This is a genomic window from Caballeronia sp. 11_S32 (assembly GCF_056930355.1).
Map to the genome: position 1 here is coordinate 111850 of NZ_JBXOWH010000002.1, position 23806 is coordinate 135655.

The 23806-nt window shown below is 63.9% G+C and carries 24 protein-coding genes and 3 pseudogenes; 21 read left to right on the forward strand and 6 right to left on the reverse strand.

The window, feature by feature from the left end; translation table 11 throughout:
- Positions 1-171 precede the first annotated feature (171 nt).
- The 11 genes and pseudogenes from AC1Z32_RS08710 (at position 172) to ssuD (ending at position 9790) form a co-directional block, all read left to right on the forward strand.
- Positions 172-1113: a TauD/TfdA dioxygenase family protein gene (locus AC1Z32_RS08710; RefSeq protein ID WP_483478332.1), complete on the forward strand. Its 942-nt coding sequence runs from the start codon at positions 172-174 to the stop codon at positions 1111-1113.
- Between the two features lie 14 nt (positions 1114-1127).
- Positions 1128-2141: an ABC transporter substrate-binding protein gene (locus tag AC1Z32_RS08715; RefSeq protein WP_483478333.1), complete on the forward strand. Its 1014-nt coding sequence runs from the start codon at positions 1128-1130 to the stop codon at positions 2139-2141.
- Between the two features lie 19 nt (positions 2142-2160).
- On the forward strand, positions 2161-2961 hold the full coding sequence (locus AC1Z32_RS08720) for an ABC transporter ATP-binding protein (protein ID WP_483478334.1): 801 nt from the start codon (positions 2161-2163) through the stop codon (positions 2959-2961).
- Between the two features lie 21 nt (positions 2962-2982).
- The gene (locus tag AC1Z32_RS08725; protein ID WP_483478335.1) at positions 2983-3774 is read left to right on the forward strand and encodes an ABC transporter permease; all 792 of its coding nucleotides are present in this window, start codon (positions 2983-2985) and stop codon (positions 3772-3774) included.
- The gene (locus AC1Z32_RS08730; RefSeq protein ID WP_483478336.1) at positions 3771-5387 is read left to right on the forward strand and encodes an FAD-dependent oxidoreductase; all 1617 of its coding nucleotides are present in this window, start codon (positions 3771-3773) and stop codon (positions 5385-5387) included. The genes AC1Z32_RS08725 and AC1Z32_RS08730 overlap by 4 nt, the downstream gene beginning before the upstream one ends.
- Positions 5384-5707, forward strand: a complete 324-nt coding sequence (locus AC1Z32_RS08735; protein WP_483478337.1) for a 4Fe-4S dicluster domain-containing protein — start codon at positions 5384-5386, stop codon at positions 5705-5707. The genes AC1Z32_RS08730 and AC1Z32_RS08735 overlap by 4 nt, the downstream gene beginning before the upstream one ends.
- A gap of 280 nt (positions 5708-5987) precedes the next feature.
- Positions 5988-6809, forward strand: coding sequence for an ABC transporter substrate-binding protein (locus AC1Z32_RS08740; protein WP_483478338.1), 822 nt, complete (start codon positions 5988-5990; stop codon positions 6807-6809).
- A gap of 12 nt (positions 6810-6821) precedes the next feature.
- The gene (locus tag AC1Z32_RS08745) at positions 6822-7553 is read left to right on the forward strand and encodes an amino acid ABC transporter permease (protein WP_483478339.1); all 732 of its coding nucleotides are present in this window, start codon (positions 6822-6824) and stop codon (positions 7551-7553) included.
- Entirely contained in the window at positions 7550-8245 is a 696-nt protein-coding gene (locus tag AC1Z32_RS08750) for an amino acid ABC transporter permease (protein WP_483478340.1), read from the forward strand. Before AC1Z32_RS08745 ends, AC1Z32_RS08750 begins: the two co-directional genes overlap by 4 nt.
- 54 nt (positions 8246-8299) lie before the next feature.
- The gene (locus tag AC1Z32_RS08755; protein ID WP_483478341.1) at positions 8300-8554 is read left to right on the forward strand and encodes a hypothetical protein; all 255 of its coding nucleotides are present in this window, start codon (positions 8300-8302) and stop codon (positions 8552-8554) included.
- Positions 8555-8667: 113 nt separating this feature from the next.
- Positions 8668-9790, forward strand: a pseudogene (ssuD, locus tag AC1Z32_RS08760) (FMNH2-dependent alkanesulfonate monooxygenase).
- A 39-nt stretch (positions 9791-9829) separates the two neighbouring features.
- Here ssuD and AC1Z32_RS08765 read toward each other — a convergent pair.
- The 5 genes and pseudogenes from AC1Z32_RS08765 to AC1Z32_RS08785 all read right to left on the reverse strand — a co-directional run bounded on the left by AC1Z32_RS08765 (position 9830) and on the right by AC1Z32_RS08785 (position 12593).
- Positions 9830-10705, reverse strand: coding sequence for an ABC transporter permease subunit (locus AC1Z32_RS08765; RefSeq protein WP_483478342.1), 876 nt, complete (start codon positions 10703-10705; stop codon positions 9830-9832).
- The gene (locus tag AC1Z32_RS08770) at positions 10702-11481 is read right to left on the reverse strand and encodes a taurine ABC transporter ATP-binding protein (RefSeq protein ID WP_483478807.1); all 780 of its coding nucleotides are present in this window, start codon (positions 11479-11481) and stop codon (positions 10702-10704) included. Before AC1Z32_RS08770 ends, AC1Z32_RS08765 begins: the two co-directional genes overlap by 4 nt.
- Positions 11478-11963, reverse strand: a pseudogene (locus AC1Z32_RS08775) (taurine ABC transporter substrate-binding protein); the annotation flags it as partial. The pseudogene AC1Z32_RS08775 and the gene AC1Z32_RS08770, both read right to left, overlap by 4 nt.
- A gap of 19 nt (positions 11964-11982) precedes the next feature.
- Positions 11983-12468 (reverse strand): annotated as a pseudogene (locus AC1Z32_RS08780) (LLM class flavin-dependent oxidoreductase); the annotation flags it as partial.
- Complete coding sequence (locus tag AC1Z32_RS08785; RefSeq protein WP_483478343.1) at positions 12447-12593, reverse strand: hypothetical protein; 147 nt, start codon at positions 12591-12593, stop codon at positions 12447-12449. The gene AC1Z32_RS08785 and the pseudogene AC1Z32_RS08780, both read right to left, overlap by 22 nt.
- Before the next feature lie 53 nt (positions 12594-12646).
- Between AC1Z32_RS08785 and AC1Z32_RS08790 the strand changes: the two genes are divergently transcribed.
- From AC1Z32_RS08790 to AC1Z32_RS08820, 7 genes are all read left to right on the forward strand, one after another.
- The gene (locus AC1Z32_RS08790; RefSeq protein ID WP_483478344.1) at positions 12647-13081 is read left to right on the forward strand and encodes a hypothetical protein; all 435 of its coding nucleotides are present in this window, start codon (positions 12647-12649) and stop codon (positions 13079-13081) included.
- A 435-nt stretch (positions 13082-13516) separates the two neighbouring features.
- A complete protein-coding gene (locus AC1Z32_RS08795; RefSeq protein ID WP_483478345.1) occupies positions 13517-14206 on the forward strand; it encodes a hypothetical protein in 690 nt (229 codons plus the stop codon).
- The gene (locus tag AC1Z32_RS08800) at positions 14199-14849 is read left to right on the forward strand and encodes an RES family NAD+ phosphorylase (RefSeq protein ID WP_483478346.1); all 651 of its coding nucleotides are present in this window, start codon (positions 14199-14201) and stop codon (positions 14847-14849) included. The genes AC1Z32_RS08795 and AC1Z32_RS08800 overlap by 8 nt, the downstream gene beginning before the upstream one ends.
- Positions 14850-15323: 474 nt before the next feature.
- Positions 15324-16400, forward strand: coding sequence for a fatty acid desaturase family protein (locus tag AC1Z32_RS08805; protein ID WP_483478347.1), 1077 nt, complete (start codon positions 15324-15326; stop codon positions 16398-16400).
- 38 nt (positions 16401-16438) lie between these two features.
- Entirely contained in the window at positions 16439-16762 is a 324-nt protein-coding gene (locus AC1Z32_RS08810) for a MocE family 2Fe-2S type ferredoxin (protein ID WP_483478348.1), read from the forward strand.
- On the forward strand, positions 16752-17984 hold the full coding sequence (locus AC1Z32_RS08815; protein ID WP_483478349.1) for an NAD(P)/FAD-dependent oxidoreductase: 1233 nt from the start codon (positions 16752-16754) through the stop codon (positions 17982-17984). The genes AC1Z32_RS08810 and AC1Z32_RS08815 overlap by 11 nt, the downstream gene beginning before the upstream one ends.
- A 31-nt stretch (positions 17985-18015) precedes the next feature.
- Positions 18016-18891, forward strand: coding sequence for a sugar phosphate isomerase/epimerase family protein (locus AC1Z32_RS08820; protein ID WP_483478350.1), 876 nt, complete (start codon positions 18016-18018; stop codon positions 18889-18891).
- Between the two features lie 5 nt (positions 18892-18896).
- Here the strand turns inward: AC1Z32_RS08820 and AC1Z32_RS08825 are convergent, their stop codons facing one another.
- Entirely contained in the window at positions 18897-19991 is a 1095-nt protein-coding gene (locus tag AC1Z32_RS08825; RefSeq protein WP_483478351.1) for a LacI family DNA-binding transcriptional regulator, read from the reverse strand.
- Positions 19992-20244: 253 nt separating this feature from the next.
- Between AC1Z32_RS08825 and AC1Z32_RS08830 the strand changes: the two genes are divergently transcribed.
- The 3 genes from AC1Z32_RS08830 to AC1Z32_RS08840 all read left to right on the forward strand — a co-directional run bounded on the left by AC1Z32_RS08830 (position 20245) and on the right by AC1Z32_RS08840 (position 23784).
- Positions 20245-21090: a TIM barrel protein gene (locus AC1Z32_RS08830; protein WP_483478352.1), complete on the forward strand. Its 846-nt coding sequence runs from the start codon at positions 20245-20247 to the stop codon at positions 21088-21090.
- Positions 21091-21204: 114 nt separating this feature from the next.
- The gene (locus AC1Z32_RS08835; protein ID WP_483478353.1) at positions 21205-22131 is read left to right on the forward strand and encodes a sugar ABC transporter substrate-binding protein; all 927 of its coding nucleotides are present in this window, start codon (positions 21205-21207) and stop codon (positions 22129-22131) included.
- Positions 22132-22230: 99 nt separating this feature from the next.
- A complete protein-coding gene (locus AC1Z32_RS08840) occupies positions 22231-23784 on the forward strand; it encodes a sugar ABC transporter ATP-binding protein (protein ID WP_483478354.1) in 1554 nt (517 codons plus the stop codon).
- Positions 23785-23806: the final 22 nt, after the last annotated feature.

Sequence of the window (23806 nt, forward strand, 5' to 3'; positions counted from 1 at the left end):
AACATAGGACATCCGCTGGCAATCCGTAAATAGCGCATTGCACGAAGCATTGGAGTGCAGACGTGAAGAAGGTCATCGACGATGCGCTCATACGCTTGCTCGTAAAGCTTCGTTGCGAAGTACCGCTACCCGATGGTCTGATTGAACGACTCAACTACCACGGAGAAGCTCATGAGCACGGTGCTGGATCATCGGCAAGCGCAGTCGCAAACGGAAGGCCATCAGGATTTGCGCGTGCGGCGTTACAAGCCGCTCGTCGGCGCGATCATCGATAACGTCGATCTCGCGGCGCCGCTCAGCGAGGACAATCGGCAAACGCTGCGTCAGGCGCTCGTCGATCATGGCGTGATTTTTTTTCGTGAACAGGTGCTCACGTCCGAACAGCACGTGGCGCTCGCGCGCATCTTCGGCAATCCGATCCGCAAGAACGTTTATCTGCCAGCCGTCTCAGGCTTTCCCGAGATCGAGGTCATTGCTCACGGCGGCGACAAGACCCGCTCGGGCGGCACGGATAACTGGCACGTCGATGTTTCGTGGCAGCATCAGCCGCCCAAGGCCACGGTGCTCCATGCGCAAGAGATTCCCGAAGGCGGTGGCGGCGACACGATCTGGGCCTCGTCGTCGGCAGTCTACGACCTGCTGGATCCCGATCTGGCCCACTACTTCGAAAAGCTGACCGCGGTGAACACGTTCGTCGCTTCGCCGAAAAAGGACGCGCTGGCGGATCTGTTGAGCGGCTATGAGATTCCCGAAGGCACGCAAGAAACCAGCGTTGAAGCCGGACTCGCGCGCTTTCGCGATGCCGCGCAAAAGTATCCGCCGATCGAAGTTCCCGTCATCAAGACGCATCCCGAGAACGGGCGCAAGCTCGTGTTCGTCAACGAAGGACACACGAGTCATATTCTCGGCGTCTCGAAGACGCAGAGCCAGAATCTGCTCAACTATCTCTACGATCTGATCAAGACACCGGAAGTGCAGGCGCGCTTCGAATGGAAGCAGGGCGATGTCGCCATCTGGGACAACCGTCAGGTGCAGCACTACGCAGCGCGCGATTACGGCGCGGCGAAGCGGCGGATTCATCGCATCACGCTCGAACACGACGGCGTGTTTTGACCGGAGGCGCGCGCGTGACTGTCATCAAGCAAATCATTCATGCAGTGTTGCCCGTCGTCGCGTTCGCCGCGAGCGCGACGGCGGCATCGGCGCAAACGCCCGAGAAGCTCGAATTGCGCTATCAGGGCTGGGCGAGCAAGGTCCTGTATCCCGAGCTTGCCGAAGACCTGGGCTATCTCGCGCCCATCAAACTGAAGTGGATCGGCAACACGACCAGCGGCCCGCAGGACATTCAGGCGGCCGTGACCGGCGATGTCGATTTCGGCGGCGCGTTCAACGGCTCCATCGTGAAGCTGATCGCGGCGCACGCGCCCGTGAAGGCGGTGATTTCGTATGTCGGCACGGACAAAGAGACCAACGGCGGTCTCTTCGTCTTGCAGGACAGCGCGATCAAGAGGCCGCGCGATCTTGTCGGCAGGAAGATCGGCGTCAATACGCCCGGTGCGTATCAGCAGTATCTCGTGACCGCGTATTTGCAGAAGTCGGGGCTGTCTCAGGCCGATATCGACAAGGTCACGTTCGTGCCCGCGCCTCCGGTGAACCTCGCGCAACTGCTCAAGCAAAAGCAGCTCGATGCCGTGTTCCTCGAAGACATCATCAAGGACAAGCTCATCGCCGATGGCGGCGCGCGTCTGCTCACGACCGACTACGCGCAGTTCGGCTCGTACGGCTACGCGAGCTATCTGTTCACCAACCGCTTCATCGCGCAGAACCCGAACACGGTACGCAAGTTCGTCGACGGCACGGCGCGCGCGATCGAATGGACGCGCACGACGCCGCGCGATGAAGTCGTCGCACGCCTGAAGAAGATCGTCGAGGCGCGGCATCGCAATGAAGATACGTCGATCGTCAACTACTGGAAGTCGCCGGGCGTGGGCAGCAAGGGCGGGGTGATCGCGGCCGAGGACTTCACGACCTATATCGACTGGTATGTGAAGAACGGCGTGCTCAAGCCCGGACAGGTGACGCCGGACGCAGTGTATTCGAACCAGTTCAATCCGTTCAATCAGGCAGTGGCCAGCCACTGATGCATCGGGAGGCGCAGCTATGAGTGCATCGATCGATGTGCGCAATGTCGCGAAGGGATATCGCGTGAATCAGCGCGATCGGTTTGCGGTCCTCGACGACATTTCCTTTCGCGTGCGCGCGGGCGAATTCGTCTCGCTCGTCGGCCCGAGCGGATGCGGCAAGACCACGCTGCTCGATCTCATCGGCGGACTGACGCTGCCGGATTCAGGCGACATTCTGATCGGCGGCCGCGAGGTCGAAGGGCCGGGACTGGATCGTGGCATCGTGTTTCAGCAGTACGCGCTGTTTCCGTGGAAGACGGCGCTCGGCAATGTCGCGTTTGGCCTGGAAGCGAAGGGCGTCGCGAAGGCGGAGCGTCATGCGAGGGCGCGGCGCTTTCTGGAACTCGTGGGTCTCGACGAGTTCGCCGACCGCTATCCGCATCAATTGTCGGGCGGCATGAAGCAGCGCGTCGCCATCGCGCGTTCGCTCGCTTACGAACCCGACGTGCTGCTGATGGACGAGCCCTTTGCCGCGCTCGATGCGCAGACGCGCGAATCCTTGCAGGACGAATTGCTGCGCATCTGGAAACGCACGGGGACGACCATCGTCTTCATCACGCATTCGATCGACGAAGCCATCTATCTCGGTCAGCGCGTGCTGGTCATGGCGGCGACGCCGGGACGCATCACGCATGTGCTGCCGGTGAACGTGCCGAAGAGCGATACGAACGAGGACGTGCGCGCGACGCCCGAGTTCGTGCGCTTGCGGCACGAGATCTGGCAACTCATCCGCTCGCGTCGCGGCGCGGGACATTTGCAGGTCGCGCATGCGGCCTGATCCAACTTAGAAGGAGAATCGATGAGTACGGTCATCGCAGCGCCCGCGCGTCTCGCGTGGGGCTTGCCGCGTGCGGTTCGGTCGAGCATCGCAATCGTGGCGTTCTTGGCGCTGTGGGAAGCGCTGCCGCGTCTGAACTGGGTCGACGCGACTTTTCTGCCGCCGTTTTCCGTGGTGCTTCGCGCGTTGTACGACATGGCGCTGTCGGGCGAGTTGTGGCTGCATCTGCTCGCCAGCGCGGCGCGCGCGCTGAGCGGCTTCGCCATCGCGGTAGCGATCGGTGTGCCGCTGGGCTTGTTCATCGGCTGGTATCGCACGCTGGCCGAAGTACTCGATCCGCTGCTCGAACTGTTTCGCAATACCGCGCCGCTCGCCTTGCTGCCGGTGTTCGTGCTCATGCTCGGCATGGGCGAAACGTCGAAGGTGTCGATGGTCGTCTATTCGTGTATCTGGCCCGTCGTGCTCAACACCGTGAGCGGCGTGCGCAACGTCGATCCGCTGCTGATCCGCTCCGCGCGATCGATGGGTCTCAGGCCGCTGCAATTGTTCGTCAAGGTCGTATTGCCTGCTTCGGTGCCGTCGGTGTTCACGGGCATTCGCATCGCGGGCGCGTATTCGATACTCGTGCTCATCGCGGCGGAGATGGTCGGCGCGAAGGCGGGGCTCGGATATCTCGTCAACTATTCGCAATTCACCTTCGAGATTCCGAAGATGTACGCGGGCATCATAACGCTGGCGTTGCTCGGACTCGCCTTCAATCAGGCGGTGCTGATCGCCGAGAAGCGGCTCGCCGCATGGAAGGAGCAGGCATGACGCAACGCGTTGGCGTATCCGGTGGACAAGGTCATTACGACGCGGACGTGCTCGTGATCGGCGGCGGGCCGGCGGGCGCGTGGGCCGCGCTCGGCGCCGCCGCGAAAGGCGCGCGCGTGGTGCTCGCGGACAAGGGCTTTTGCGGTACATCGGGCGCGACGGCGCCCTCGGGCACCGGCGTTTGGTACGTGCCCCGCGACGAGGAAGCGCGCGCACGCGCCAGGGCGAGCCGCTACGCACTCGGCGGCGAACTGGCCGAGCACGCGTGGATGGATCGCGTGCTGGAGCAGACTTACATCAACTGCGAGCGCCTGGCGGAATGGGGCTATCCGTTTCCCATCGACGCTGCCGGAAACGCGCGCCGCACCTCGTTGCAGGGCCCCGAATACATGCGGCTGATGCGCAAGCGCGTGAAGGAAGCGGGGGTGCGCATTCTCGATCACAGTCCGGCCCTGGAACTGCTTGTCGACGAGGGCGGCGCGGTGGCGGGCGCGGCGGGCGTGCATCGGCAGATCGCCGAGAGTTGGCGCGTGCGGGCCGGCAGCGTCGTCATCGCGACGGGCGGCTGTGCGTTCCTGAGCAACGCGCTCGGCTGCAACGTGCTGACGGGCGATGGCCATCTGATGGCCGCCGAAGCCGGCGCCGAGTTCTCCGGCATGGAGTTTTCGAACGCATACGGTCTGGGACCGGCGTTTTCATCGGTGACGAAATCGCTGTTCTACAACTGGGCCTCTTTCTACGATGCAAGCGGCGCGGCGATCCCTGGCGCGGGTTCATCGCACGGACGTGGGGTCATCGCGAAGACGCTGGAATCGCAACCGGTGTTCGCGTGCCTCGACCGCACGGATGCCGATATTCGCGCGTGGATGCGCCGCTCGCAGCCGAACTTCTTTCTGCCGTTCGACCGGATGAACGTCGATCCCTTTACGCAGCATTTCCCGATCACGTTGCGGCTCGAAGGCACTGTGCGCGGCACGGGCGGCCTGCACGTGACCGACGCGACCTGCGCGACCTCCGTTCCCGGCCTCTACGCCGCCGGCGACGCCGCCACGCGCGAGCTGATCTGCGGCGGCTTCACGGGCGGCGGCAGCCACAACGCCGCATGGGCGATGTCGTCGGGTCTGTGGGCAGGCGCGGGCGCGGCCGATCACGCCCGCACGGTGCGCGCACGGCGCACGCCGCGTACGCTGCTCCGCGCAGGCGGCGCGGCCTTGCGCGACGGCGGCGGAAACGCGCCCATCGATGCCGCCGCGATCATCCGCGCGGTGCAGGACGAAGTGCTGCCGACGCAGCGCAACTGGACGCGTCGCGCGGATCTGCTCGAAGACTCCCTCGGGCGCCTCGATACGCTGTGGCATCAAGTGCGAGGCGCGGCGGTATCGGATCGAAACCAGGCGGTGCGTGCGCGGGAAGCCGCCGCGATGCTCGCCGTGTCGCGCTGGATGTATCGCAGTGCGCTCGCCCGCACGGAGACGCGCGGCATGGCGCGCCGGCAGGATTACGAGGCGGCCGATGCGGCGCAGCGGCATCGTCTGCTGAGCGGGGGTCTCGACGAAGTCTGGGTCGCGCGCCACACGGTGCGTCAGGTAGCGAAGGAGGATGTGGCCGCATGATCGAACGCATCGATAACGAACGCTGCACCGGCTGCGATATCTGCGTGCGCGTGTGCCCGACCAATGTGTTCGATGCATCGGCACGGCCGGACGGCGCGCCGGTCATCGCGCGGCAGGACGATTGTCAGACGTGCTTCATGTGCGAACTGTACTGCCCCGAAGACGCGCTGTACGTCGCGCCTCAGACGACATCAGGCGTGAACGTCGACAGAGCGGCGACGCTCACGGGCAGTTATCGACAAGTTGTGGGCTGGCGTCGCGGCCAGCGTTCGAGTGCAGCGGATGACGCGAGCTACGAACTACTGGGCCGCGCGCACTGAGAAAGCTGCGTCAAAGGCATAGCGCCGCGCGCAATCATGCACCCGCGCGACGCAGTCCGCGGGAACTGCATCGTCGGATGCGGTTGGATGTCGCGCATCGGCGTTCGAGTCGATCACGCGTAAATGCGCGGCCGCGCGCATCCCGCCAAATCGCGCTGCCTTCTTTCGACGTGACAAAAACTTCGTTCCACCGGGGCCGCCGCGCCGATAGAGTGCGAGCCTCGTCATCGTGCCGACGCATCGCGACGCACACCGGCGTAACACACAAGGAATCTCATCCATGAAAATCAAGACCTGGGGCGCGGTGCTTGCTGCACTGCTGGCGGTGGCATCGGCCGCCGCGCATGCGGATCGGCTGGACGACATCAAAAAGGCGGGCGTGCTGCGCGTCGCGGCGTTCGACAGCAACCCGCCGTTCGGCTTCGTCGATCCGAAGGACAACCAGATCGTCGGTCTCGATGTCGATTACGCGCGCGCCGTGGCGAAGAGCCTCGGCGTCAAGCTGGAAGTGCAGCCGACCAATCCGGCTAATCGCATCGCGTTCCTGAAGTCGGGCAAGGTCGATCTCGTCTTCGCCAACTTCACCATCACCGACGAACGCAGGAAGGAAGTCGATTTCAGCACGCCGTACTTCGCATCGGGCACGCAGTTCATCGCGAAGAAGGGCGTGTTGAAGTCACCCGCTCAACTCAACAGCCTGCGCATCGGCGCGGACAAGGGCACGACCAACGAACAGCAGGTGCGCGCGAAATTCCCGAGTGCGACCATCGTCGCTTATGACGACACGCCTTTCGCGTTCGCCGCGCTGCGCACGGGCAACGTGCAGGCGATCACGCAGGACGGGCCGAAGCTGGTCGCGCTGCTCGCACGCGTGCCCGACAAGGCCAGCTACGAGATTCCCGCCTTCACGATCTCCAACGACTACGAGGGCGTCGGCGTGCCGAAGGGCGAGACGCGCCTGCTCGATGCCGTGAACGGCACGCTCACGAAGCTCGAAACGGACGGCGAAGCCACGCGCATCTACGACAAGTGGTTCGGACCGAAGAGCGCCGCGCCGCTCCCGCGACTGTTCAAGATCGGCGATCCGCAGAAGATTGGCTGATCGCCGTCGACCATGCAAGGCTGGCTCGATCCGAAATATCTCGCGTGGCTGGAGCAGGGCCTCGCCGTCACGCTGAATCTTTCCACGTGCGCGGCGATCTGCGCGACGCTGCTCGGCTTCGTGCTGGCCATCGCGCGGACTTCGCGCAATGCAGCGCTTGCATGCGTTGCGGCATCGTATGTCTTCGTCTTTCGCAATTCGCCGCTGCTCGTGCAACTGCTCTTCTGGTATTTCGGCGCGGCCGCCTTGCTGCCGTCCGGCTGGATGACGTGGCTCAACACGCCGCATGCCGCGACGCTCGGACCATTCGCATTGCGCTGGCCGAGTTTCGAGTTGTTCGCCGGCTGGGTCGGCTTGACGTGCTACACGACGGCGTTCATCGGCGAGGAGTTTCGCGCGGGGATGCGCGGCGTGAGTGCCGCGCAGGAGCAGGCGGCGGCCGCGCTCGGCATGAGCCGTTACGCGGCGCTTCGCTATGTCATCCTTCCGCAGGCGTTACGCATCGCGACGCCGCCGCTCGCGGGGCAGTACATGAACGTCGTGAAGAACTCGTCGCTGACTATGGCCATCGGGGTCGCGGAGCTTTCTTACATGTCGCGTCAGATCGATACCGAAAGTTTCCGGACGTTTCAGGCATTCGGCACGGCGACGGCGTTCTATGTGCTGACGATCGCTGTCATCGAGGTGGCACTGGTTGTCTGGCAGCGCACTGGCGTACACGCGCTGCACCGGGGCAACGCATGACCGACTTCGACTGGCTTGCCTCGCTGCGCTATCTCCTGCTCGGCGCGTTTCCGTCGGGACCATTGGGCGGCATCGCGCTGACGGTGGCGCTCTCGATAGCCTCCGCGTTGCTCGCGGCGATCGTCGGGCTTGCGGGCGGCATCGCGCTCGCCATGACGCGCGGCTTCGTGCAGCTCGCATTGACCGCAATCGTCGCGTTCTTTCGCGCCATTCCCGTGCTGATGCTGATCTTCTGGACCTTCTTTCTGATGCCGATTCTGCTGCACGTGAACGTGCCCGGACTCGCGACGGTCGTGTGCGCGCTGGCGCTGATCGGCGGCGCGTATCTGTCGCATTCGGTGCATGCGGGCATCGTGTCGATCGGCAAGGGGCAGTGGCAGGCGTCGCTGTCGCTCGGGCTCACGCGCTGGCAGGCGCTGCGCGAAGTCGTGCTGCCGCAGGCCGTGCGCGTGATGATGCCGTCGTTCGTCAATCAGTGGGTGTCGCTTATCAAGGACACGTCGCTCGCGTATATCGTCGGCGTGCCGGAATTCACGTTCCTCGCGAATCAACTCAATAACCGGTTGATGGTTTATCCCGCGCAGGTCTTTCTATTCGTCGGCTTCGTTTATCTGATGCTGTGCGGTGCGCTGCAAGGGCTTGCACATGTGCTTCTTGCGCCTGCAATGCATCGCAGAAAAGCTCGTTTGTGAAATGCATCGTGCGGGCCTAGATTGAGAGCCATCATTCTTCGAAGGTAGCGAGTCATGGCGCCACTCCTGACGCATTACTGGCACATCCTGTCCAACCGCTTCGACCAGTCGGGCGAGCAACGCTTTCTGCGCGAAGCGCGGCGCGCGATGGGCGCATGCGATGCGCCGCGCCCGGTCTCGCCCGGCAACGACGAGGCGAGCCGCACCGAGCGGCTCAGGTACATCGCATTATTCGCGCAGGCCGGGTACTTCAACATGGGCCATGCCGTCGATCTGTGCCAGCCGCCGGTCGAACTCCCGCCTTTCTGAATTCGCCGGAGCGCGTCTTAGCAACGCCAGGCATATCCATAGCTGCATTCGATGGTTAGCGCGTAGTGCGCGTGTCGCTAGACTCGGCGCGATTCGCTGCTTCGGAGTGCATGATGAGTCTCGACGTTTTCTGGTTCCTGCCCACCTCGGGAGACACACGCTACTTGGGTGTGTCGGATTTCGGCCGCGCGCCGACCAACGCCTACATGCGGCAGATCGCCGTCGCCGCCGATGAGCTGGGCTACGACGGCCTGCTGATTCCGACCGGCAGCAGTTGCCTCGATCCGTGGGTGACCTCGGCGAGTCTCGCGCCGGTCACGCGCCGCATCAAGTTGCTCGTCGCGCTGCGCACGTCGCTCGGAAACGTCACGGCGTCCGCGCGTCAGGCCGCAACGCTCGACGAAGCACTGGGCGGCCGGCTGCTGCTCAATGTCGTGCCGGGCGGCGATGCGACCGAACTCGCCGCCGATGGCGTCTTTCTCGATCACGAAGCGCGCTACGAATACGCGGACGAGTTCCTGCGCGTGTGGCGCAAGCTCTTCACGGGCGAATCGATCGATTTCGACGGCAAGCATGTGCGCGTCCGAGGCGCGAAGAACTTCCATGAGCCCGTGCAGAAGCCTTATCCGCCGTTGTATTTCGGCGGTGCTCGTCGGAGGCCGCGCACGAGATCGCGGCGGAGCACGTCGATACGTATCTGACCTGGGGCGAGCCGCCCGCCGCCGTCGCGAAGAAGTTCGCGGACGTGCGCGAGCGCGCCGTGGCCGCACGGTGCGCTTCGGTGTGCGCCTGCATGTGATCGTGCGCGAGACGAACGAGGAAGCATGGGCCGCGGCAGATTCCCTGATCAGCCGCCTGACCGACGAGGACATCGCGCAATCGCAGCAGAACTTCGCGAAGATGGATTCGGTCGGGCAGCGCCGCATGGCGGAACTGCACGGCGGACGGCGCGATCGACTGGAGATCGGCCCGAACCTGTGGGCGGGCGTCGGGCTGGTGCGCGGCGGCGCGGGAACGGCGCTCGTCGGCGATGCGCAGACGGTGGCCGCGCGCCTTCAGGGATATGTCGATGCAGGCGCAGACAGCTTCGTCCTGTCGGGCTATCCGCATCTGGAAGAGGCGTATCGCTTCGCGGAGCTGGTGTTCCCGCTGCTGCCCGGCAAAGGCCGCGTGACGAGCGATGCGCGCCAGACCGGAGGCGCATTCGATATCCGCGCGGGTCAGGCCGCGCGCTGAGGTCTCGCGGTGAGGTCGCAGTGAGGTCTCGCGGCGCGATCACCTTCCTTTCCACGGCACGAGCCGCCGCTCCAGCGCGCGCATGCCGAAGTCGAAGATCCACGCGGTCGCGCCGATCAGCACGATGCCCATCACCACCACGTCGGTACGCAGGAAGCTCGATGCGTTGAGCACCATCTGCCCGAGCCCGGCGGTCGCGGCCACCATCTCAGCGGCGACGAGCGTGGTCCATCCGAACCCGACCGCGATGCGCAGGCCCGTCAGGATTTCGGGCAGCGCGGCGGGCAACACTACGTGCCACACCACTTGCCTGAAGTTCGCGCCGAGCGACCACGCCGCGTTCACCTGTTCGGCGCTCGCGCTCCGGACGCCCGCGCGCGCGGCCATCGCGATCGGCGCGAAGCACGCGAGCCAGATGACGACGATCTTCGCGGTCTCGTCGATGCCGAACCAGATCACGACGAGCGGCAGATACGCGAGCGGCGGCAGCGGCCGATAGAACTCCAGCGGCGGATCGAGCACGCCGCGCGCGATGCGGCTCACGCCCATCAGAATGCCGATCGGCACTGCGGTGATCACCGCCAGCGCGAATGCGCCGAACACGCGAATCGCGCTCCATAGCAGATGCTCGTAGAGCGGCAGGCCACCCTGCAGCCGCCCGTGCACGGCATCGACGAAGGCGCGCCACACCGCTTCGGGCGAAGGCAGAAAGAGCGGCGGCAGCCAGTGAAAATGCGTGGCCGCCCACCAGAGCAGCGCGAGTGTCGCGACGCACAGCACGCTGGGCACGGCCGTCGGGCCCGCGCCCGGCATGCCGCGATAGCGCGCACCCCGTTTGACGCGGGTGGCGCGTCGTGCAATGCGCGGCGGTGTCGCTGCGCGCGGCAGTCGCGCGTCCTGAGCGGGATGGGTCATGCCACCTCCGTTTCAGTGCGATGCAGGCGGCGCGTCAGCCGCTCGCGCCACTCGATGAACGCAGGCGATGATTTCACGGCGCGCGCATCCCGGTTCCGGACGAATTCACGCGAGAACGGCAGTTCGTGCACCTCCTCGATCCGCCCCGGACCGGGCGTCATCAGCACGAGCCGCGTCGCGAGGAAAAGCGCTTCCTCCACGCTGTGCGTGATGAAGAACACCGTCTTGCCCGTGCGCGCCCACACGTCGAGCACCAGTTCCTGCACGGTTTCGCGCGTGAGGGCGTCGAGTGCGCCCATCGGTTCGTCCATCAGCAGCACTTCGGGATCGCTCGCGAGCGCGCGCGCGATGCCCACGCGCTGCTGCATCCCGCCCGACAACGCGTAGACCTTCGCGTGCTCATGCTGCGCGAGGCCGACGAGCGCGAGCGTACGGCGTGCGATCGCGTGCCGCTCGCTTCGCTTCATGCCGCGAAAACGCAGTCCGAGCGCGACGTTGTCGAGCACGTCGAGCCACGGCATCAACGCATATTTCTGGAACACCACGCCGCGCTCGGCGCCGGGCCCGACGATCGGCTCGCCGTTGAGCGACGCCTCGCCTTCGGTCGGATCGAGAAAACCGGCGAGGCAATTGAGCAGCGTGGTCTTGCCGCATCCCGACGCGCCCAGCGCCACCACGAATTCGCCGCTGCCTATCTGCAAGTCGACGCCCTTCAGCGCGGGCGTGCTCGCGCCTTCGTACGTGACGCCGAGATTGCGGATGGAAAGCGACGTCATTTCGCGGCCTGCTGCGCGAAGCGCGGATCGACACCCGTGGAGTAATCCGCGAGCACGTTCTGGATCGTGCCCTGCTGCTTGAGGAACTGCGCGGTCGCGGCGAGCGATTTTGCCGCGCCCGACTGCTGGCCGCCGCCGAGCCATGTCGGCGACGCCTGCTCGCCCGCGTTCGGGAAGGCATAGAGCGCGAGGCTCGCGGGCACGTCGGCGGCCTTCGCGCCCGACTCCTGCGCGACCGCCTGAACCTGTTTCGAGCCGGCGCCCCAGTCGGCCTTGTGATCGCGGTATTGAGCGTCGGTGTCGGCGAGCACCTTGACGAGGCCGTTCAGGAACGCGGGATTGTCCTGCGCGAACTTGCGCGAGGCGACGAAGCCGTCGAAGGTCGCCTTGCCGGATTCGGTGGCGACCTGTCCCGACGTGATCAGCACACGGCCGTTCTGCTTGACCTTGGCGAGCACGGGGTCCCAGATATAAGTCGCGTCTTTCGGTGTGGCCCATCGCGCGCGCGGCGCTGTCGAGATAGCCGGTCACGATGTTCCAGCCGATGCGGCCATCGGTCAAATGATCGAGCGTGGAAAAGCGCCGCGCGAGCAGATAGGGCGCCTCGTACGTGAGATTGACCGTGATGCCGAAGCCGAGATTCCGCGTGGCGGCCGCCATCGCGGAGACGAGCATCATCGGATCGTTGACGGGCAATTGCACCGACTCCTTCAGCGTGACATCAACTGATTGTCGATAGATTTCGTACACGCCGACGATATCCGCGATGAAAATCCCGTCGAACAGGCCGCGCTCCAGCAGCTTCGCGAGATCGGTCCAGTAGGAGAGCTTCCGATAATCCGTCGAACGATCGCGCGGATGGGTCCACAGGCCATGATTGATATGGCCAACACAGTTCATGTTGAACACGTTCAGAATGATTTGCTTCTTGCTCATGGCAGGGCGTGTGGCGAAAGAAGGGAAAGTCAGGCCACTGCGATGCGCCATTGCCCCGGCGGCAACGTGCCGTTCACGGCGAAGTCGCCGACGATGCGGTCCTTGTAGATGCGCGGGTTATGCGAAGCGATGGTGCGCGCGTTGCGCCAGTAGCGATCGAGTCCCGAAGTGCGCAACGTCGCGAAGCGCCGAGTGCGTCGAAGACGTTCGCGCTGGCGTCGAGAATCAGTTGCGACGCGACGGTCTGCGCCTGCAAGATCTCGATCTCGGTTTCCGCGATGATGGCGAGCGCATCCGGCTCGTCGAACGACGCCACCGCGCGTTCGAGCGCGCGCGCCGCCTGCGCGACGATCGCGCCGGCCGTCCATGCGTGCACGCGGGCGCGGCCGATTTCCGATACGGCGCGCACAAGCTACAACCGGCTGGCACGCTAGTACTCGATTTGACGTCGGAGACTATCGTGCCGCTGTGTTCGCCGAAGCTGATGGAAGGCGTGCACCCGATTCGCACGGTGGCGGATCTGAAGCATCACACGCTGATCCACAGCGAGAACTGCCTCGTCGGATGGCGCGACTGGATGCGCATTGCATCGAAAGACGCCGCTCGATATTTCACGCGGGCCGCGCTTCGATCGCTCGTTCATGGCGATCAGTGCGGCGGCTGATGGGGTCGGCGTGTGTCTGGAGAGTTTGCTGCTGGTGCAGCGGGAACTTGATACGGGCAAGCTCGTGGCGCCGTTCGGGTTCGATGGGTTGAGCGTGAATGGGTAGCTGGAGTAGTCGTGTGTCACGTCGCTTCGGGCCAAAGGGTCGGTCGTGAAGCGCGTCGACGCCCGATAGCGCGACAAAGCGTATCCGCAGCCGCGGGTCATGCCGCCGCACTCTATTTGGGGTCGGAATCGAACTAGTTTCATTGGAAACGTTTGCCTCGGCAACGAACCGATATAAGGTTACGAATGCGCCTCACGACTGCGCTGTGCGCTGCCGTCCCCGCGGTCGCTGGTACGAGGAGAGATCCCGATGCTCCGTGCCTCAATCAATTGAAATGTGAGAATTATGATATATATAGAAACTATCACAATCCTAATTTGAGGATGAACATGGCCAAGGCGCAATCGGCGGGTCCGAAGGGTGCGGCCGCCGCGCATATTGCGTTGGTATCGCCCCTGGGGAGTACCATCCAGGCGGTCGCCAGCGATATCGGTCGCTACGTGATGGCGCTCGACGCCACTCGAGCGGCCGCGACAATGTTAATCGACAAGATCCAGACAGCGGATTTCACGCCGGCAGCGAAGATCGAGATGACACGCCAGGTCCGCCTTAGCGTCAGTGAGCAGGAAGGGCTTGTGTTGCAGGGGCTTGTCGACGCGTCTCCCGTCACGCTGTTGACTGACTCGCTGGCAGAATTGGAAGCGAAGGCGGTGAAAGCTGTACTTAACGGGACGACGTGGTTAACTGCGCAGAGGGTCGGCGAGCGGCAAAATCCTGACGCGACGAATCAGCATGCAGTGACGAGCCGGTGGAAGAGGGAGGGCAAGATTTTTTCGATTGAGCGCGCCGGGCAGACACTTTATCCCAAGTATGCCTTCGACGAGCTCGGCAACCCAATCCCTGAAGTCACGCAGATCCTGGAGATTTTCAAGGGCTACCGGCCGTTTCGAATCGCGTCTTGGTTCGAGTCGACGAATAGTATGCTCCGCGGCAAGCGCCCGCGTGAGGTTCTCGCAACGAATCCACAAGCTGTGATCGAAGCGGCGAAGGATCACATTGTTGGGGCCGTGCATGGTTAGTTCGGTGTTCCCGCCGCCGGCGTTTCCACTCACGCTCAGCAAGGTCTCGACTGGTACGTGGTTCCGTGTTCACCCGCTCGACTCGACGACAGGCAACTACGCGCCGGACGCTTTCAACGATTCCGGTCTTGGTAACGCTCATTTCAGTCCTCTGCATCGACCGGACAACGGGACAGTCATTCCGACAATCTATGCCGCCGCATCTGAGCGAGGGGCGATCATGGAAGTGGTTCTGCATGACGTGCCTACGCCGTCTGCCGGCTATCAGCACGACTTGGAGAGGGACCTCGCTTCGTCTTTGCACCTGAGCCAAATCGGGTTGGCGGACCTGAAACTGGCGAATCTGACCGCAACGGGATTGCGTGGACCGGGCCTGGCGCCATCGGATCTGTTTGATGGCGACAAGACCGACTATCCGCGCACACGTGAATGGGCGCTATGGGTATGGCAAAACATGCCCGAGGCGCAAGGGCTGATGTGGATGTCAAAGCAGGACAACCAGTCAATGGCCGTGATGCTGTTTGGCGACCGGATGTCCGCACCCATCGTCGATTTGAAGCGGTCCCGTCACATTGAGCGCTACGAGCATCTGATCGTCGAGTTGCTGGCCGAAATGGGCGCAACCGTCACGCCGGCCCTTTAGGATGTAAAGCTTGTGAAACGAACTATGAGTTAGCCATTTACAATGAATGAAAATGTGCGCTAATTCTATTTATGTGAATCGACTTACGACGCGGAGATGCTGATGCACCCGCTTCGGTCTAAGTCATCCGCGGTCGGGCCATGAGGAGTCGTACGTCTGCACCGATCTCCAGACGCTCGGACGACGGCTCCCCAACAGCGAGCTGACGCTCGATCGTGATCGCAAGCATTGCTCGATCGTACAAACAGCGTCATTTCGCACTTCCCCGGGTTTCCGGAAGGGTTGGGCGCCGATATGAGCCTGCATGGACCTGCTGACGGTTAAAGATTAGACATTGGTTTCGTCACGTCCTGTGAACGGTTGACGATATTTCATCAACGTTTCCGTTGAGCGTCGCCACCCCGGCGCTTATGTTTGATTCCAACAACACAACGCCGTTCGAAGCACGCGGCATATGGGATCAAGGAGACGTAAGTGTCGAACACGGAGACAGGCTCGCGCGATGCGGGCACCCCTGCAGGTCATCAGGCTTACCGGCTCATTGACGGCGCCGGCGATCGTGCGCAAGCCGCGGGACTTGTCAATGCCGAATGGTACAAATGCCCGGTGCCGCGCCCCACGATGAAATCGCTGATGCAGCGTGACGATTCGCGCGCGATCCGCGACACCGTGATCTGGTATGCGACGATCATTGCGAGTGGCGTGCTCGCATGGCTCGCGTGGCGCGCGGATTCGTGGTGGGCGGTGCCCGCGTTCTTCCTGTACGGCACGCTCTATTGCAGTCCGGCCGATTCGCGTTGGCACGAGTGCGGGCATGGCACGGCGTTCAAGACACGCTGGATGAACGACGTGCTGTATCAGGTCGCTTCGTTCCAGGTATTTCGCCGCGCGACCGTCTGGCGCTGGAGCCATGCGCGCCATCATACCGACACGCTGATCGTCGGCCGCGACCCGGAGATCGCCGCGCCGCGTCCGACGGACTGGATTGCGCTGCTGCTCAACATCTTCGCGATCAAGCACGTGTGGAACGAGTTGCCGAAGATGGTCCTGGCGGCGTTCGGGAAGATCGGTACGGAGGAGAAGACCTTCGTGCCGGAGTCCGAGTTGCCGAAAGTCATCCGCGAGGCTCGCGTGTCGCTGCTGGTCTATGCAGTCGTGATTGGCGCGTGCTTCGTGTTCCGCTCGCCGTTGCCGTTGTTGTACATCGGATTGCCCAGTCTCTACGGCGCGTGGCTCTATCTCTACTTCGGCTTGACGCAGCATGCGGGCCTGCCGGAAAACGTCCTCGATCATCGCAAGAACTGCCGCACGGTGAAGATGAATCCGGTGTTCCGGTTTCTCTACTGGAACATGAACTACCACATCGAGCACCACATGTTCCCGATGATCCCGTTCCACGCGCTGCCGCGCCTGCACGAGACCGTCAGGGCGGATATGCCGCCGCCTTATCCGAGCAGTCTGTCCGCCTATGCGGAGATTATTCCGGCGCTGATTCGCCAGACGCGTGACCCGGCTTATCACGTCACGCGGCCCGTGCCGAGCGCATCCTGAACTGGCGCGGACAAACACAAAACACAAGGAGACACGAAATGAGCCAATGGATCGATGCAGTCGCATTCGACGAGATCGACGACGAGGACGTGACGCGTTTCGACCACGCGGGCCGGACCTATGCGATCTACCGCGTGGAGGACGCCGTGTACGCGAGCGACGGACTCTGCACGCACGAGCACGTTCATCTCTGCGATGGCCTCGTGATGGGGCACGTGATCGAATGCCCGAAGCACAATGGCCGCTTCGACGTCCGCGACGGCCGTCCGCTCGGCGCGCCCGTCTGCGAGAAGCTCAGGACCTATCCGGCGAAAGTCGAGGGCGGCCGCATCTTCCTCGAGGTCCAGCGCGATGTCCAATGAACGTGTCATGGCGATCGTCGGGGCCGGCCACGTCGGCGGCCGCGCCGCGCAGACGTTGCGCGAAGCGGGCTGGCGCGGCGGCATCGCGCTGATCGGGGCGGAACCGCATCTGCCGTACGAGCGGCCGCCGCTGTCGAAAGATCTGCTGACGGGCGAGCGCGACGCGCGACAGTGCGGCCTGCGCGCGCCCGAAGCCTGGCGCGATGACGGCATCGATCATGTGGTCGCGACCGTGCAGTCGTTCGATCCAGCGGCGCGCACGCTGAAGCTGTCGGATGGCCGGACGATCGCCTACGAAGCAATGCTGCTCGCGACGGGCGGCCATGCGCGCCGTCTTTCGATTCCCGGTGCAAACGGCGCGGGCGTGCACTGTCTGCGCACGCTCGACGACGCCGACGCGATCGCGCGGCGGCTCGCGCCCGCGTCGCGGATCGTCATCGTCGGCGGCGGTTTTATCGGTCTCGAAGTGGCTGCGTCTGCCCGTGCGCGCGGGTGTGAGGTGACGGTCATCGAAGGCGGTGCGCGGCTGCTCGGGCGTGCCGTGCCTGCCGCGATCGCGGCGCGCGCCCACGAACTGCACGAGCGCAACGGCGTGAAAGTGCTTTTGGGCGCGATGCCCAAAGCGTTCGAGCGGCGCGAAGACGGCACGCTTGCCGTGACTCTGGACTCGGGCGAGAGGCTCGACGCCGGTACGGCGGTCGTCGGCATCGGAATCGAGCCTGCTGACGAACTCGCGCGCGCGGCGGGCCTCGACGTCGAGCGCGGCATTCTCGTCGATGAAGCGCTCGAGACATCAGCGCCCGGTGTCTATGCCGCGGGCGATGTCGCGGTGTTCCCGAGCCGCTTCGGGCCGCATCGCATTCGTCAGGAAACCTGGCACAACGCGGAAACGCAGGCGCGCGGGGCCGCACGCAACATGCTGGGCGCACGCGAAGCGTATCGGGAGCTGCCCTGGTTCTGGTCGGATCAGTACGACCACCAGCTTCAGGTCGCGGGCGAACCGTCGCTCGGAAAGCGCTCGATCGTGCGCAACATCAGCGGCGACGCGGAGATTCACTTCGACGTCAACGAAGCGGGGCAGCTCGTCGGTGCGAGCGGCTTCGGTCCGATGAGTGGCTTGGCGAAGGAGATGCGGCTTGCACGGATGCTGGTCGAGCGCGGCGTCTTGATCGAAGGCGCGCAACTGGCGAACCGCGACGTCAAGCTCAAGAGCCTGCTCTGATGCGGGCGACAACGATACGAAAGGAGATGTAATGGCGCAACGACTGCTTGTGTTCCAGTCCCTCTGGGCGATGGAGCGCCGCCATACCGATGGCTACGAGCGCTCGCTCGAAGAGAACATGCGCTTGATCGCCGAAGCCGGTTTCGACGGCATCAGCGCGCACTGTACGGACCGCGACAGCGTGAAGCGGATGGCAGGGTTGCGAAGGCAATACGGGCTGGCAGCGGAAGGGCAATGCTTCCCCAGGACTGTCGATGACCTGCAGCCGGTGCTCGATCTGGCGACGGAGTTCGGTCTGCATCACATCGATCTGCAACCCGACACGCGTCCACGGACGACACGCGAAGCGCTCGCGCTGCTGGATGGCTGGCGACGCCTGGCGGAGCAGGTGGATTTCCCCGTGTACATCGAGACGCATCGCGACCGTATGACGACGGACCTGTACTTCACGCTCGATCTGCTCGACGCGCGTCCCGAACTCACGCTGTTGGGCGACATTTCGCACTACGTCGTCGGGCGCGAAATGGCGTACCCGGTTTCCGTCGAAAATCACGCGCTCATGCAGCGCATTCTCGACCATTCATGGGCTTTTCACGGCCGTGTCGCGAGCCCCGAGCAGGTGCAGATCGAGTTGTCTTTCGCGCCGCACCGGAAATGGGTGGACCTGTTTCTCGACTGGTGGCGCTATGGTTTTCGATCGTGGCGCCGCCGCGCGGGTGCGGACGAAACCCTCGCGTTCACCTGCGAGCTCGGGCCGCAGCCTTACGCGATCATCGGACCCGACGGCAACGACACGACGGACCGGTGGGCCGAGTCGCTGCAGCTACAGGACTGGATACGCGAGCTATGGCGCGAAGTGGAAGCGGACAGCGCCGACGAGCATCGGGCGTTGGCCGCTTCGAGCTGAACCGCTCACCTCGCTGAAATCGCGAGGGGTGACTGCGTTCCGCCGTCGACCAGATACGGGCTCGTCCGTACGTTGGCCGAGCAGAAGATTCTGAACTCCACGGGTCCGGGCGGCGCGGGCGCATCCACCACGCCGCATGCATTGAGCGCATGCTGCAAGGCAGAGATGACCTGACCGTCAGGGTCCTGATCGATCGCGATATCCATCGTTCCCCGCTCGATGTACTGTTTGTGGCGGTCGAGCATCTCGTGACCGACCCAGACCACGTTCCCGGCCGCGCCCGTCTTGCGCAGCGCGGCCTCGATCCCCTCCGATCCATATCCGCTGTTGTAGATGCCGACCACGTTGCCGCGTTTGAGCGCATTCAGCACGGCGCGATGACAGCGATCGACGTCGTCCAGTGTTTCCATCTCTTCGTCCTCGCAGACGAGGTGCGGAAACGCGTCGACCAGCGCGGCGCGGCATCCGCTGATCCGGTCGATATGCGCCCGGTAGTCCTTGCGCGTGCACAGCAGCAGCACGCGGCCCGGCTGAGACGCGAGCCGTCCGACGAAGTAGCCCGCCGTGCGGCCCGCGGTTGCATTGTCGATGCCTGCGTAGTGCAGGCGCTCGATGCCCGCGATGTCGGTCACCATCGTCACGACAGGCACGCCCTCGGCGATCACCGTATGCAGCGCCTCGCGCACGGCGGGCGTGTCGTGCGTGGTGACGATCAGGCCGGAGCGCCTGTAGCCCGGCTTGAGGATCGCGCGCGTGATGATGTCGTCGTCGGCCTCGGGAAGGATCTGGCGATGCAGGACGATTCTGCGGTCCAGCATCTGCATCGAGCGTTGCAGCGCCACGTTGAGCCGCTGGAAAAACGGCGTGTCGTTGTGCGGGATCAGCACGTCGATATGCACAAGACCATGCCGCGTATCCGGCAGCACGCGCGGCACGCCGAGCTGCTGGGCCGCCGCCACGACGCGCGCCCGCATCGCGGCGGACACGCTTCCGCGCTCGTTCAGCACGCGGTCCACCGTCGCGGGACTCACGCCCGCGGCCTCTGCAATCTCGACGAAACGCGGCGTGCGCTTGCGCCGGGGCGAGCTCGCGTGGGTCATGTCCTTGTCTCCGTGTTGTCGGCTCGTTCGGCCGCTTGCTTGTTCATCGCATTGCAGCACGTCTTCCGCGTGCTTTCGATGCTGCCGCTGACGATAAATCATCAACGTTTTCGTTGAGGCGCGTCAATGGGTCACTTACCTTTTCTCATATCGGCGAGGCCTTCGAATCAGTGTCCAGCGCCCGATGACGCAGCGAGAGAACGAAGAACGCCTCGGCCAGAAAAATTCCAAGTTGCATACACCGGAGACAACGATGAGCGATGAACTGAAGTTTTCCCTTAACCGCATGAGCGCGCCGAAGCTGACGTTCGCCGAATATCTGGCGCTGTGCCAGCGTCTCGGCATCGAGGCGATCGAGATTCGCAACGATCTGCCCGGCGTCGAAATCAGCGACGGCACGCCGGCCACGCAGATCAAGGAGCAAACCGATACGTCCGGCATCCGCATCCTCTCGATCAACGCACTGCAGCGCTTCGAGCAGTTCGATGCGACGCGGCTGAAGGAAGCGGTCCAGCTCGCCAAGTACGCGGCGGCGTGCGGCGCGATGGCGCTCGTGCTGTGCCCGACCAACTCGCTGCTCGATACGCGCACGGCGGCCGATCGTCATGCCGATCTCGTTCATGCGCTTACGCAACTGAAGCCGGTATTCGACGATCACGGTCTCGTCGGCCTCGTCGAGACGCTCGGGTTCGAAGAATGCGCCTTGCGCCGCAAGTCCGATGCAGTGAAGGGCATCTACGATGCCGCGGGCGAGCGTCACTTCAAGCTGGTGCACGACACCTTCCATCATCACCTGTCCGGCGAGGACATCTTCTATCCCGATCTCACGGGCCTCGTGCATATCTCCGGCGTCGAAGAGGCTGCGCTGCCGGTTGGCGAGATGCGTGACGGCCATCGCGTGCTGGTAGGCCGTGATGACCGTCTCGGCAATGTTCGTCAACTCGCGACGCTGCGCGCGCGCGGCTATCGCGGTCATGCGTCGTTCGAGCCGTTCGCCGAGGAAATCGCCCAGGCCGTCGATATCGAGCAGCGTCTGCGCGAAAGCATCGACCACATCCGTCAGGGCCTCGAATCGGGCGCCCTGCGCGAGGCCGCGTAACGCGCCTTTCTCGCACCGCACATCAGCATCGAAAAGCAGTCGCAGACCGTGAATAACACGGCATGAAGGTTCGGCGCGCCTCGCGCCGGACCAGTCAACATAACGGAGACAACCATGAAGTTCCTCACACGATCGCTGCTCGCGCTGGCGGTGGCGGCAGCACTTCCTCTCTCGGCTCAGGCAGCCACGACCATCGGCGTCTCGATGGCGCACTTCGACGACAACTTCCTGACGACGGTCCGCGAAGCGATGGCGACCGAAGGCAAGGCGAAAGCGGTCAACCTCGACTTCGAAGACGCACAGGGCGATGTCGGCCGCCAGGTGAGCCAGGTCGAAGCCTTCGTCGCGCAGCACGTCGCGGCGATCATCGTGAATCCCGCCGATGCATCGGCGACGAAGCGCATGACGGATGCCGCGCGCAAGGCCGGCATTCCGATCGTCTATGTCAATCGCAAGCCGAATGAAGCGATGGGCAACGGCGCTTATTTCGTCGGCTCCGACAGCCTCATCGCCGGTCATCTGCAGATGGAGTACCTCGCGAAGAAGCTGAACGGCAAAGGCAATATCGCCGTCATGCTCGGCGAGCTCTCGACCGATGCGACCCGCGACCGCACGCGCGGCGTCAAGGACATCGTGACGAAGAATCCGGACATTCATGTCGTCGCGGAACAGACGGCCAACTTCGATCGCAGTCAGGCCATCAACCTGATGAGCCAGTGGCTCAGCGCGGGCAAGAAGTTCGACGCCGTCGCCGCGAACAACGACGAAATGGCGCTCGGCGCTCTCATCGCGATGCGCCAGGCGGGCGTCTCGCCGAAGACGGTGCTGATCGCCGGCGTCGATGCGACCAAGGACGCGCTGTTCGCGATGTCGAAGGGCGACCTCGCCGTCACCGTGTTCCAGGACGGCAAGGGACAGGGCAAGACCGCCGTCGACATGGCCGCGAAGCTCGCGGGCGGCGACAAAACCGTGCAGAGCGAAGCATGGATTCCGTATCAGCTCGTCACACCTGACAACTACAAGACCTTTGTGAACCGGTGAGCCGTTCACCCTCGTGAATGGCGACGGGCAAGGCTCTCATGCCATGCCCGCATCGGGCGGGGAAGTGTCCTCTACACGCTTTGTCAGGAGAGAGCGAAGATGCTGGACTCAACCATCGCAGCACACCGCTCGCAGGAGCGGCGCAATACAGTTCAGGGACAGGCCGGGCCGCTTTTCGCGGCGAGCCACGTCCGCAAGGCATTTCCGGGCGTGGTCGCGCTCGCCGACGTTTCCATCGACATTCATGCCGGCAGGGTTCACGCGCTCATGGGCGAGAACGGGGCGGGCAAGTCCACGATGATGAAGGTCATCGCGGGCATCCATGCGCCCGATGAAGGCACGCTGCATTTCAGGGGCGAGCCGGTCACGCTCAGGTCGCCGCGCGACGCGCTCGACCGCGGCATCGCGATGATCCATCAGGAACTGAACCTGCTGCCGGACATGACGGTGGCGGAGAACATCTGGATTCGCCGCGAGCCGCGCAACCGGCTCGGGCTCGTCGATCATCGCGCGCTGAACCGGCGCACGCGCGAGCTCTTCGCGCAGCTCGATATCGACATCGATCCGCAAGTCGATCTCGGTACGCTCAGCATCGCGAACCGGCAGATGGTGGAGATCGCCAAGGCCGTCTCTTTCGACTCCGACCTGCTGATCATGGACGAGCCGACCTCGGCCATCACCGACAAGGAAGTCGAGCATCTGTTCCGCATCATCGGCGAGCTGAAGGCGCGCGGCAAGGCGATCATCTACATCACGCACAAGATGGACGAGGTGTTCCGCATCGCCGACGACATCTCGATCTTCCGCGACGGGCATCACATCGTCACGCGGGCGGCGCGCGAGTTCGACAAGCAATCGCTGATCGCCGCCATGGTCGGCCGCGAACTCACTCAGGTCTTCCCGAAAGAGACCGTGCCAATCGGCGACGTGGCGCTTTCGGTGCGTGGCCTGGGAAGGCGCGGTGCGTTTTCCGATGTGAGCTTCGATGTCCGCTACGGCGAGATTCTCGGCGTAGCGGGTCTGATGGGCTCGGGCCGCACCGAGGTGATGGAGTCGATCTTCGGCATCTATCCGGCCGACGAAGGCGAGATCCGCTTCGAACGCGAGGTAGCCACGATCCGCACGCCCGCCGATGCGATTCGCGCCGGCGTCGCATTCCTCACCGAGGATCGCAAGGGCACGGGACTCTTTTTGCAGCTTTCCGTCGGCGACAACATGGAGATCTCGGCGCTCAGGCGCAATTGCGCATTCGGCTTCGTCAGGCAGCAGCGGATGAACGAGGAATGCGAGGACATGTGTCGCAGCCTCAAGGTGAAGACGCCGGGTCTCGATCAGATCATCGAGAACCTGAGCGGCGGCAATCAACAGAAGGTGCTGCTCGCGAGATGGCTGCTCAACCAGCCGAAGATCCTGATTCTCGACGAGCCAACGCGCGGCGTCGACGTCGGCGCCAAGGCCGAGATACATGCGCTCATCACGCAGCTCGCAAGGAATGGCGTGGCGATCGTGATGATCTCGTCGGAGCTGCCCGAGGTGATCGGCATGAGCGATCGCGTCGCAGTGATGCATGAACGCAGGCTGGGCGGCATTCTGCCCCGCGAGCGCGCGACCCAGGAAAACATCATGACGCTCGCATCCGGCGAGCGCATCTGAACCGATATCCCAAGCGATATCT